This window comes from Priestia sp. SIMBA_032 (assembly GCF_046535215.1).
GTDB lineage: Bacteria > Bacillota > Bacilli > Bacillales > Bacillaceae_H > Priestia > Priestia aryabhattai.
In genome coordinates this window covers 1-279 of record NZ_JAWRXD010000488.1, presented here as the reverse complement: position 1 = coordinate 279, position 279 = coordinate 1, and the positions used below count along the sequence as shown (strand labels likewise).

General features: G+C 33.7%; 1 protein-coding gene. It reads right to left on the bottom strand.

Features of this window, described 5'->3' with window-relative positions:
- Nucleotides 1-279 (bottom strand): type II toxin-antitoxin system SpoIISA family toxin (locus tag SB717_RS35245; protein ID WP_410907559.1); only part of this gene is annotated, 279 nt, incomplete at both ends.

Genomic DNA, 279 nt, shown 5'->3' with positions numbered 1-279 from the left:
CGTGTATATTTCTCCTCTCGCTTTAGATGCAATTAATGATCGTTTTATTGATTGAACTGTCTTGCCAATATCGCTAAATTTCGCACCCCATATTTCAGAAATATTAGGTGTTAAAATGAACGCAATATCAACAAAAATAGCCATTGCAGTAAACATTAAAAGATTTTTCCAGAGGGTTAAATCAATTCCTTTTATCATGAAATACACGGTGACAGATATGATAAACAAACCATACCAAGTCTTTCTAATACGTTGCTTTTTCTCCTCGTACAACTCCTC